Annotated in this window: 8 protein-coding genes and 3 pseudogenes; 9 read left to right on the top strand and 2 right to left on the bottom strand. The window is 55.8% G+C overall.

Going from position 1 to position 10,958, the window contains the following annotated elements; genetic code table 11:
- From I8N66_RS33075 to I8N66_RS33060, 4 genes and pseudogenes are all read left to right on the top strand, one after another.
- Positions 1 to 245 (top strand): annotated as a pseudogene (locus I8N66_RS33075) (ABC transporter permease); the annotation flags it as partial.
- A 3-nt stretch (positions 246 to 248) separates the two neighbouring features.
- Positions 249 to 1,028, top strand: coding sequence for an ABC transporter permease (locus I8N66_RS33070; RefSeq protein WP_291163442.1), 780 nt, complete (start codon positions 249 to 251; stop codon positions 1,026 to 1,028).
- A gap of 97 nt (positions 1,029 to 1,125) precedes the next feature.
- Positions 1,126 to 2,946 carry an IlvD/Edd family dehydratase gene (locus I8N66_RS33065; protein ID WP_291163439.1) on the top strand — a complete coding sequence of 607 codons (1,821 nt, stop codon included), beginning with the start codon at positions 1,126 to 1,128 and terminating at the stop codon, positions 2,944 to 2,946.
- Between the two features lie 126 nt (positions 2,947 to 3,072).
- Positions 3,073 to 3,753, top strand: a complete 681-nt coding sequence (locus I8N66_RS33060) for a GntR family transcriptional regulator (RefSeq protein ID WP_291163436.1) — start codon at positions 3,073 to 3,075, stop codon at positions 3,751 to 3,753.
- Positions 3,754 to 3,993: 240 nt separating this feature from the next.
- Here I8N66_RS33060 and I8N66_RS33055 read toward each other — a convergent pair.
- Together I8N66_RS33055 and I8N66_RS33050 are read right to left on the bottom strand one after the other, a co-directional pair.
- Positions 3,994 to 4,959: pseudogene (locus I8N66_RS33055) on the bottom strand (LysR substrate-binding domain-containing protein); the annotation flags it as partial.
- A 60-nt stretch (positions 4,960 to 5,019) separates the two neighbouring features.
- Positions 5,020 to 5,190: pseudogene (locus tag I8N66_RS33050) on the bottom strand (LysR family transcriptional regulator); the annotation flags it as partial.
- Between the two features lie 338 nt (positions 5,191 to 5,528).
- Between I8N66_RS33050 and I8N66_RS33045 the strand changes: the two are divergent.
- The 5 genes from I8N66_RS33045 to I8N66_RS33025 all read left to right on the top strand — a co-directional run bounded on the left by I8N66_RS33045 (position 5,529) and on the right by I8N66_RS33025 (position 10,855).
- Positions 5,529 to 6,383: a transporter substrate-binding domain-containing protein gene (locus tag I8N66_RS33045; protein WP_291163433.1), complete on the top strand. Its 855-nt coding sequence runs from the start codon at positions 5,529 to 5,531 to the stop codon at positions 6,381 to 6,383.
- Positions 6,384 to 6,413: 30 nt separating this feature from the next.
- Complete coding sequence (locus I8N66_RS33040) at positions 6,414 to 7,166, top strand: amino acid ABC transporter permease (protein WP_291163430.1); 753 nt, start codon at positions 6,414 to 6,416, stop codon at positions 7,164 to 7,166.
- Positions 7,156 to 7,968, top strand: a complete 813-nt coding sequence (locus I8N66_RS33035; protein ID WP_291163427.1) for an amino acid ABC transporter permease — start codon at positions 7,156 to 7,158, stop codon at positions 7,966 to 7,968. The genes I8N66_RS33040 and I8N66_RS33035 overlap by 11 nt, the downstream gene beginning before the upstream one ends.
- 10 nt (positions 7,969 to 7,978) lie before the next feature.
- Positions 7,979 to 8,716 carry an amino acid ABC transporter ATP-binding protein gene (locus tag I8N66_RS33030; protein ID WP_291163445.1) on the top strand — a complete coding sequence of 246 codons (738 nt, stop codon included), beginning with the start codon at positions 7,979 to 7,981 and terminating at the stop codon, positions 8,714 to 8,716.
- 84 nt (positions 8,717 to 8,800) lie between these two features.
- Entirely contained in the window at positions 8,801 to 10,855 is a 2,055-nt protein-coding gene (locus tag I8N66_RS33025; RefSeq protein WP_291163424.1) for an NADH:flavin oxidoreductase, read from the top strand.
- The last annotated feature ends 103 nt before the right edge of the window (positions 10,856 to 10,958 follow it).

Here is a 10,958-nt window from a genome sequence, read left to right as displayed (position 1 = left end):
TCTCGCTGCCCGGCATCGTGGGCGCCTTCTTTATTGTCTTCGTCTTCGGGCTCGGATTCTTCGTGACCCCAACGATCTTAGGCGGCGGACGTGTCGTGATGGGCGCCGAGTACATCTACACACAGATGTCGCAGACCGCGAACTGGGGTCCAGGCGCAGCGCTTGCGAGCGTCATGCTACTTCTTGTAGGTGGTCTGGTCTGGCTCGTCTCACGCTTCATTGACCTCAGCAAACTGAAGGGCTAGGCCATGAAAATTACCCTTCGCGGCTTTCTAGCATATGCGCTGACTTATCTCGCGGTCGCTTTCCTGGTATCCCCCCTGATTGCCGCCGTGCCGGTTTCGTTCACAGCCAAGCGATACCTTTCCATGCCGGAAGGAGATTGGTCCTGGCTGCATTATCAAGAGTTGTTCACCAGTGATATCTGGCGAAACGGCATCTTCACCAGCATCCAGGCTGGTATAGTCACTTCCGTTATTTCGACCGTACTGGCGTTCCTGTTCGCAGTCGGGCTCTGGTATACTCAGTCGCGATTGACGCGGACACTCGTGGCGCTGGCCCTCGTGCCTATGGCAGTCCCCCCGATCGTCTCGTCGCTGACCATGTATTTCTTCTCGACGCAAGCGGACATCTATGACTCGATGCTCGGCGTCGTCATCGCGCACACCGTCATGGCGCTTCCATACGCTGTTGTCACGATCCTCGTGTCGATAAACCAGGTGGATAGACGGATCGAACTCGCGGCTCGAAATCTTGGAGCATCAGTTTGGCAGACGACTTTCTGGGTCATCCTTCCAAACGTCAAATTTGGGGTCCTCTCGGCAGCTTTTCTCTCCTTCATCCTGTCGTGGGAGGAAATCTCGGTGACGCTATTCGTAACCTCGGTCGATGTGGTGACATTGCCCAAACTCATGTGGTCAGGTCTTCGCGACAGCATCGATCCGGTTATTGCAGCGATCGCGGTCATTTTGACCGTCATAGCATCCGTCTGTGTGCTCGTCAGGGGTGACTCGCGACAAGTCGGCTGACTTGCTTCGTACATGCGCGGCAAACCTCAGAACCATGCGCGGTAGCGCCTAATGCTCACATCAGTCTGCTCGTTTCAGGGCGGATTGGTCCCGATACATGAAAGAGGAAACAATGGTGGGAAACACCCCAAGGAAGAAAAGGTTCAGGTCGCAGGAGTGGTTCGACAACCCGGACGATCCTCGAATGACCGCGCTCTACCTGGAACGATATCTGAACTTTGGTCTGACACGTGATGAGTTGCAGTCCGACAAACCCCTGATCGGCATTGCTCAGACCGGCTCTGATCTTGCGCCATGCAATCGCCATCACATCGAACTGAGCAAGCGCGTCAGAGACGGAATTATTGCTGCGGGCGGCATACCCTTCGAGTTTCCCTGTCACCCTATTCAGGAAACCGGGAAGCGCCCCACGGCGACGCTGGATCGAAACCTTACATATCTGGCGTTAGTCGAAGTTCTTTACGGTTATCCGATTGACGGCGTCGTTCTTCTGACCGGCTGCGATAAGACGACGCCTGCTCTGATGATGGGCGCGGCCACAGTCAACATCCCTGCAATTGCACTGGCTGTCGGACCGACACTGAACGGTTGGCACAAAGGCAAACCAACAGGTTCTGGCACCATTGTTTGGGAGTCGATGCAGAAACTCTCGACCGGAGAGATTGAATACGGCGAATTCATGGACCTGGTCGCTTCTTCGGCGCCATCTCCGGGCGTCTGCAACACAATGGGCACTGCCACGACCATGAGCAGTCTCGCCGAGGCACTCGGCATGCAGCTTCCTGGCTCAGCAACGATACCTGCGCCATATGCGGCGAGGGCTCAGATGGCATACGAGACGGGCAGGCGCATAGTCGGGTTGGTGTTGGAAGACTTGAAGCCCTCCGACATCATGACGCGCGAGGCTTTTGAGAATGCCATCGTGGTGAATTCCGCGATCGGCGGATCTACGAACGCCCCGATCCACTTGAACGCGATCGCCAAACATCTGGACGTCCCACTCGACAATGATGATTGGCAGCGGATCGGGTATGAGATTCCGCTGGTGGTAAACCTTCAACCCGCAGGTCAGTATCTTGGCGAGGATTTCCATCGCGCAGGTGGGGTTCCCGCGGTCATTTCGGACCTTATGCGCGCGGACCTGCTCCCTCATCCTGACGCGATAACCGTCAGCGGGAAAAGCCTTCGCGAAAACTACGCGTGCGCAGAAAACTTGAACCCCGACGTCATATGGCCGCTGTCGGCCCCCATGATGCGAAACGCGGGCTTCCTGAACTTAAAGGGAAATCTTTTCGACAGCGCGATCATGAAGACGAGCGGTATCTCGACAGAGTTCCGTGAGCGATACCTTTCGAACCCGGACGATCCTGATGCATTCGAGGGCTACGCCGTCGTTTTCGATGGACCGGAGGACTACCATCGGCGCATCGAGGACCCCAGCGAGGAGATTACAACTCAAAGCATCCTTGTCATGCGCGGCGTCGGCCCGATCGGTTATCCGGGAGGTGCGGAGGTGGTGAACATGCAGCCGCCGGCCTATCTGATCAAACAGGGCGTCCACGCCCTTCCCTGTATAGGGGACGGCCGGCAGTCCGGCACTTCTGGCTCTCCCTCTATTCTGAACGCCTCGCCGGAAGCTGCTCTTGGCGGCGGCTTGGCGCTGTTAAAAACGGGCGATCGAATCCGCATCGATCTCAGAAGCTGTACGGCAAATCTCATGATTTCGGATGCCGAGCTTGCGCAGCGAAAAGTTGCCCTTGAGCAAACTGGCGGCTACCGATACCCGGCACATCAGACGCCTTGGCAGGAAATCCAGCGGTCGATGGTAGGGCAGTTCGATGGCGGAATGGTCTTAACACCGGCTCTCAAATACCAACGAGTAGCTCAGACGAGCGGCTTGCCCAGACATAACGATTAAACAATGCGCGGGCTGCCTCGGTAGCCCGCGATTGCCTTTGTTCCTGGCGACGAGTAGAACTCGTACGGGCTAGATCGCTGTTTTGAAACGTTTTATAAGACACGTGACACTTTATTGATTGGACGAATGACACTAAACGGACGCGATATGCCGAACCTCAGGCTCCAGCAATCTCAATCTCTAGCCCAACGCGTTGTCGTCCGGCTTCGTCAGGCAATCACCGAAGGGGAATTTTTGCCCGGTTCCAGCATCAACGAGGAGATGTTGGCGCAATCCTTTGGTGTAAGCCGGACACCGATCAGAGAGGCTCTGAACAAGCTTCAGCTCGAGGGCCTGGTCGTAGTAAAACCCCAGGTGGGGAGCTTCGTCTTCAGCCCGGACGCCGATGACGTGGCGATGCTCTGCGAGTTTCGTCTGGGCCACGAACCTTGGGCGGCGGAGTTGGCTTATCGACATGACAGGGAAGGAACATTGGCCAGCCTAAAAGTCGTCCTCGATGACATGGAGGTCGCGATCTCTTCGAAGGACAGGTTCAGGTTTGCCCGCGCAGACACCGCCTTCCATGAGACATTTGTAAATCATTGCGGGAATCGCTACGTTCAGGAGGCTTACCGGCTCGTCGCTGGAAGGGTAGCTACCCTTCGGACAAACTATAGTGCTCCAATCGACATAAATTCATCGATTTCACTAGACGGGCATCGCTCGCTCGCGGAAATGTTCGCGCGCGGAGACTTCGTAGCGTTCACGGAACTTAGCACAGCCTTCATCAACGAAGCCGAAGAAGCGCTCCGCGAACATATCGGTTGATCAGACTAAGTTCGCGTGTCTCCGCTTCCCGGCACGACTTGGCCGATCGTCAGTCCGGAAGGCGAACATTGCTCCGAAAACCGGGACTGACAAACGCGGCAGGCCTCGTTGGCCGAGCACCAGGTGATCGATGTTGCAGCCGAGCGCGATATTTAGTCGATCGTGAAGAACTCGCTTTCAGGCAGGTTGCTGCGGCATTGGTCGGCTCTGGAGCGTGAAGAGTAGTGCGGCGAACAGGCACAAAAGTTGCCTGAACCATCGCAGCAGGAGGGAGAAGTTGTATCCGGCGGCGGCCAGAACGGCATTGACGGCATCCCTCTGTCCGCCAGTGAGATAATTCCGGTCCATTCTGTGTTCGCTCTTGAGGTGTCCAATGACGGGTTCGACCGCCGATCGTCGTCGCATCTGGCGTTTGATGGCGGGCGTGAGGCGGCGCTTCTGACCGCTGGTGAAGATCCTCAGCTTGTGACTTTCGGGAGCATTATGGCCGCGGTATCCAGCATCGGCCAGAATGCGGGAGAGCTCGTTCCATGCGGTTTAGCTGGGCGGCGCTACAATGCGGTTGCGCATTTCCTTGATCGCTTCCAGGAGTGACTCCGCTGCGGGCGTGAGCGGTCGGGTCTTCGGTCGAAGCAGCGCCACGTTGAACGGGATCCTTGGTCTAAATGGAATAGCCTTGACCTGGTCACTCTGGTTCATTGCCGCAGTAAACGGGTCGATAAAACCGATCCCTAGCCCCGCTTTGACGAACTCGTATGTAGCAAGAATGTATGTCGTTTCGACGACGGGCGCGACCTCGACGCCTGCCGCTTGAAATGCGCTGTCAAAAAGCGGCCGGGAAGGCAGGAAAGAAGTCCCGTAAACAATCGGCTGCCCTCTTAAATCTTCAGGTCCAATCCACTGCCTGTTGGCAAGTTCATGGTCGCAAGGGACTGCACAGAGATAGGGGGCATTGCTGAAGATCTCGGCTGAAAAGCCTGATCGAAAGAACGGCAGCTCCGCTATGCCAAAATCGATCTGTTGAGCTGACGCCCATTCCTCAACCTTCGGCGATAGCTGAATATTCAGGACGACCTTTGTCGTTTTCCAGTTCGTGTTGAACGCACCGATCGCAGCGGGAAGAAAGGAGATGCCAAGCGCGGGCATCGACGCAATTGTAATGTTTCCACCCTCTCCTTGCGAAAGTCGGCCGGAAAAGCTCTTCAACGAGTCAAGTGAAGCATAAACTCGCTCGACCTCGTCTATGAGAAGATGAGCCTCACGCGTTGGTATGATCAGGCCCTTGCGACGCTCGAAGAGGGTCACACCCAGCTCTTCCTCCAGCTTTGCCAGCATCCTACTCACTGCCGGCTGACTGCGTCCCATGATTTCCGCTGCAGCCGTGACGGTACCCGTCAAAAGAACTGCGCGAAAGGCGGACAGGTTTGCTAGATTCATTGAGTGCTCATCTCACACCGAGCGGTCTTGTTGATACTTATGAATTGATACCGGCGACGTTAAGCTGTCAACGCTCAGTAGGAATTCACCTAACCTGAACCGCCTTCCTGCTATCGCCCGTTTCATAGCGTTATCCAACAAGTCGACCGCTCATCAAGCCCTCGCCAACCTCACAAAGCGCCCCTTGCGCTATACCAATTGCGCATAACGATCGACGAAAAATCAATTTTGCGTATTACGAACTCCATGTTTCATTGACGTTGTGAACAGAAGGTTGACCGATGGCCGTCTCAAATCGGCAGCCTAAGAAAAATGAAAAATCAGAACGAGTGGGAACCATGAGCAAAGCAAACTCTCTTAAGAAATTCGCGACTTTGGTCTGTCTTTCAGTGGCCACGATTGCGCACACGGGCGAGAACGCCGCTGCCGCAGACAGTGATCTTCAGACGATACTCGAGAACGGGTTGGTACGGATCGGGGTGCAGGGCGCTAACAAACCGTTTTCGTACCGCGATGCCGACGGCTCTCTCATGGGCGTAGAGGTCGACCTCGCGAAATCGATTGCCGACACCATGGGCGTCAAGCTCGAACTCGTCGTTGTGACCTCTGCCAATCGAATGGAGTTCCTCGAGCAGGGCAAGATCGATGTCCTCGTTGGAAGCATGTACGACACGGCCGAACGCCGCAAAGCCGTTGGGATTATCGAACCTGGGTATTGGAGCACTGGCCCCACTCTCATGGCAAAAAAAGGCGTGATCAAATCGTGGGAAGACATCAAGGGGAAGCCCGTCTGCGGCAAGCAAGGCACGCTCTACAACAAGTCCGCCGAAACACAGTACGGCGCCAAGATCATCGCGTTCACCGGAAACTCGGAAGCCAAGGAGGCGTTGAGGAGCCAGAAATGCGTTGCGTTCATCTATGAGAATGCATCGATACAGGCCGATCTCCTGTCCGGCGAATGGAATGACTACGAAATGCCTGTGTCGATCATGTTCGACAATCCGTGGGGTATCGCAGTCCCGCTCGATCAAAAAGATAAACTTTGGGGAACGTTTCTCTCAGGCGTCGCGTATCGGTGGCAGGCAAATGGGTTTCTACTTGAGCTTGAAGAAAAGTGGAAGCTGAATCCAACCAAGTGGCTGCACGATCAACATGCAAAACACAAGTGGGACGATAGCTATCTCTCGCGCTAGAATGTTCAATCTTGCAAACGGAGGGTCGGCGTGTTCGATATAATCAGCCCACTGTTCCGGAACCTATATGATCGTACCGGGTGGAACTTCATAATATTCTACGATGAGTATGAATACTCCCGCTTCGTCTCCGGTGTTTCGGAATCCCTGCAGCTAATACTTTGCGCGCTGATCCTCTCCCTGCTTGTCGGGGCGGCCGGCGCTTGGCTACAAACCTCGCGTTCGAAAGCGGTCCAGATATTTGTGAACGGCTACATCCAGCTTTTTCGCAACACGCCGCCCATGGTGCAAATGCTCTTCTTCTACTTTGCGCTTGGAGCCTATACGCCGCAGGTCGATCTTGGCGGTTACTACGAACCCGCGATCACCGCATTCGGCTGGGCCCTCATCGCACTCGGCATTTTCGGCGGAGCCTTCAACGTCGAGATCCTGCGTGCCGGCCTGGAAGCTGTGCCGACATCAATGGTGGAAGGCGCCGATAGTCTCGGGTTCAGTCGGTTGCAGACTTTCTTGTACGTGAAGTTGCCACTGGCGGTAAGGGTCAGCCTGCCTGCCCTCACGAGCAATCTCGTGAGCCTCGCCAAGACCACCTCTCTTGCATACGTCATCAGCGTACCGGAGGTGACCTACACGCTGAACCAGGTTTGGTCTGACAACGTGAATGTGCCGGAAATGATGCTTGTGCTCTTTGTCTTCTACATTGCGACCGTCAGCCTGATCGGAGGCTTCCTTCACTTCGTGGAGCGGCGTCTTGCAATCCCGGGGTATGGTCATGCGCAATAAGTCACACACGCTCATCCCGTTAGCAACGCTCGGGAACATCGGCAAGGTCGCACTTGCCGCCACGGCGCTTAACCTGCAGCTCTGTTCGCATGCGCTCGCGCAAGAAAGCTCATCCCCTGGCGCGGTCTCTACACTGGTCGACTGGATGCCTTTCATACTGAAGGGCTTCTCGCTGAACCTCGCGATGAGCCTGCTTGCGATGATCATAGCGACCATTCTTGGCGTCATTCTCGGCCTCATGCAGATCAGCGAGTTTGCTCCGATCAGGTGGATAGCGAAATTCGTCACGCAAGTCTTTCGCAACTCCCCCTGGCTCGTGATCCTGTTTGTAGTAATGCTCCTCGTGCCCTTCCGGCTGGAGGTTCCCGGCATAGGCTTGCTGGGCCTGCCGGATTGGACCAAGGCCACTTTCGCTTTCTCCCTCCCGGTAATGGCGAACATAAGCGAAATCGTGCGAGGAGCGATCGCCTCGATACCTCGAGGCCAGTGGGATTCGGCGGAAAGCCTCGCTTTCACGCGATTGCAGTCTCTTCGGTACGTCATTCTTCCACAGTGCGTGAAGCGTTCCATTCCACCTTGGATGAACTGGTATGCCATTTTGACGCTTGCTACCCCGATGGCATCAATACTTGGGGTCGAAGAAGCCGTAAACAACGCCCAAGCGGCCATGAACGCTGCGGGTTCCAAACCGGAGTACCTTGTACCGTTCTATCTATTCGTGATGGCGTTGTTCTTTCTCTACATCTACCCGATTGCACTTTGGACTCGAAAGCTGGAGAAGACCTTTGCTGTACGTATCTGAAACTGCGCGAATGGAATCTGCGCCGCTCATCGTCTTGGATGCTGTCTGTAAGGACTACGGTGCTTTGCGCGTCCTGTCGGACATCAGTCTGAACATACGCCGTGGGGAGGTCGTCTGCATCATTGGGCCTTCCGGCTCCGGCAAGTCGACGCTCATTCGGTGCATCAACGGGCTGAACTCAATTCAGAGCGGTTCGATCAAGGTTGGCGGGCTAGAGGTCAACGATGAAAAGCTGGACAAGCTTGCTCTGCGCAAACGGGTAGGCATTGTGTTCCAGCAATACAATCTCTTTCCTCATAAAACTGCACTTCAAAACGTGGCGATGGCTCCGCGGATCGTTCTTCGTGAAAAGAAAGGCGTTGTCGAAGCACGTGCCAGAGAATTGCTTGCCAAGGTCGGCCTGGCGGGAAAGGAAGATGCCTACCCTCTGGAACTGTCAGGCGGCCAACAACAACGTGTGGCAATTGCGCGAAGCCTCGCCATGAGGCCAGAAGTCATGCTCTTTGATGAGGTTACCGCGGCCCTCGATCCTGAGATGGTGAAAGAGGTACTATCGACCATCAAGGATTTGGCGAAAGACGGAATGACGTGCGTGCTTGTCACCCATGAAATGAACTTCGCGAGGGAAGTCGCCGATCACGTCTACTTTATGGACAAAGGAGTGATCGTGGAACATGGCCCACCCGATCAAATGTTCGTCGAGGCGAAGGATGCGCGCACCCGTCGGTTCCTAAGTCAAGTCCTTTAACGGCCACCGTAACATACGAATTTGAGGCAGTTGTTCCCCTGGCACCGACGCCGGGCAGGGTTACTGCGACCTTTGGAGAACATCATGAGTGAAACCTTGCGCGACAATAGTGTTCACAGGAAGACGGACGCGGTGTTGAGCGAGTTCAAGCTTGGCCACATTACGTTCCGGAACCGGATAATGAGCACAAGCCATGCCTGTGGGCTTGAGATCGACGGAATGCCCGGCGAAGCATATGCGCGTTATCACGAGGAAAAAGCGAAAGGCGGATTGGCTCTCACGATGTTTGGCGGGTCGTCAAATATCGACCTCGACTCCCCAAGCAATTTTCGCCAACTAAACGTTGGGACAGACAGGGTAATTCCCTACCTGCAAAAGCTCTCTAAGGCAGTTCACAGGCACGGCGCCTACACGATGTGCCAGATCACGCACCTCGGCCGCCGGGGCGACCCTTATGCGGGCGATTGGCTGCCTACCATTGGTCCGTCCGCAATCCGCGAGACCCTGCACCGAAGCATTCCCAAGGAGATGGATGAGAACGATATCGTAAGGGTCGTAAAGGCATATGGCGCTGCGGCCCGCCGTTGCCTTGAAGGTGGTCTCGACGGTATCGAAACCTTGGCGAGCGGCCACTTGATCGGACAGTTCCTTTCGCCACTGATGAACAAGCGTACCGACAGATATGGAGGTAGTCTTGAAAACAGGTCGCGATTTGCATTGATGGTGCATGAAGCAATTCGTGAGGCAACCGTTTCCGAACGCTTCCTCGTTGGCATGCGCCTTACAGTCGACGAGGCGGCCGAAGGCGGTCTTGATGCTGATGAATGCATCAGGTTCGGAGAGATCCTGAAACGCGAGGGCGCGGTCGACTTTTTCGATGCAATCTTCGGTGCGACAGACACCGTGCGAGCGATGGCAGTTCAGCACATGCCTGGCATCGGCACGCCCATTGCGCCCTGGATTGAACAGGTAGGATCCTTCAAGAATGCGGTGGGTTTGCCCGTCTTCCACGCGACCCGAGTAACCGATCTTGCTTCCGCCCGCTACGCGATCGCAGCCGGTAAGGTCGACATGGTAGGAATGACGCGTGCTCAGATTGCTGATCCCCACCTGGTCAACAAGCTGGTCGAGGGCCGCGAGGAAGAGATTCGACCCTGCGTGGGCGGCACCCATTGCCAGTCGTCGTACCGCCCAGCATGCCTTCACAACCCTGCCACCGGGCGCGAATTGACGCTCGACCATGTTCAATCACTGGCAAGCGAGAAGCGAAAGATCGTCGTGGTCGGAGGGGGGCCTGCGGGACTTGAGGCGGCAAGGATCTGCGCGGAACGCGGGCATCATGTATCGCTTTATGAAGCAGCGTCGGAAGTTGGTGGCCAAGTGCTTCTGGCCAGCCGGGGAACCTGGCGACGCGACCTCATGGGTATTATCGAGTGGCGAGTCAGCGAACTCGGCCGGCTCGGCGTAGTTGTGCAGACCAACGCGTTCATGGGGACGTCAGACATAACTGAGCTGAACCCGGACGCCGTTATCCTGGCAACGGGCGGTATGCCGATGATCGATCTCACAGAAGGCCAGGACCTTTGTGTCACCCCTTGGGATGTTCTGGCCGGTCAAGTTGCATTGTCGGGTAGGGTGGTGGTGGCGGACGGCACTGGACGCCACGGCGCGCCGCTCGTCGCGGAAGCCGCGAAATTGGCGGGTTGCGACGTCACTTATGTGTCGATCGACGCCGCGCTCGGCGAAGATCTCGTCTATGCGGACAAGTACAGATGGAGAAAGCAATTCGACGAATTCGCCATCCGTCCCATAGGCGAAACGCGTGTCACGTCCGTCCGGCGCCTCAACAACCAGCTGGTTGCGAACCTGTTCAGCGATTTGACATACAGGTCGTACGAAATCGCCGCGGACCATGTCGTAATCGAGCAAGGAACGCTGCCATTCGACGAGCTGTATACTGACCTCAAGCCCCTCTCCTCAAACGACGGGGTCATTGATCTGCGGACCTTCGTCGAGGGAAAGAAACAATTGCCGAAGGGCAAAGGCGCGTTCGAACTTTATCGCATCGGTGACGCCGTCTCGAGCCGCAACATCCAGGCATCAATTCTGGATGCAGTTCGCCTCTGTAACAAAATCTAGTGATCCGGGCCCGAGAACAACTCAATCCGGTAGAAGCCATCGAGGATGCCATGAAAATACTTGTGACGGTGAAGCGGGTGGTTGACTACAACGTCAAGATCCG

Origin of the sequence: Ensifer sp. SSB1, from assembly GCF_016652895.1 — a bacterium.
GTDB lineage: Bacteria > Pseudomonadota > Alphaproteobacteria > Rhizobiales > Rhizobiaceae > Ensifer.
Note: the sequence above shows the minus strand (reverse complement) of the source record. Positions and strands in the feature narration are given on the sequence as shown.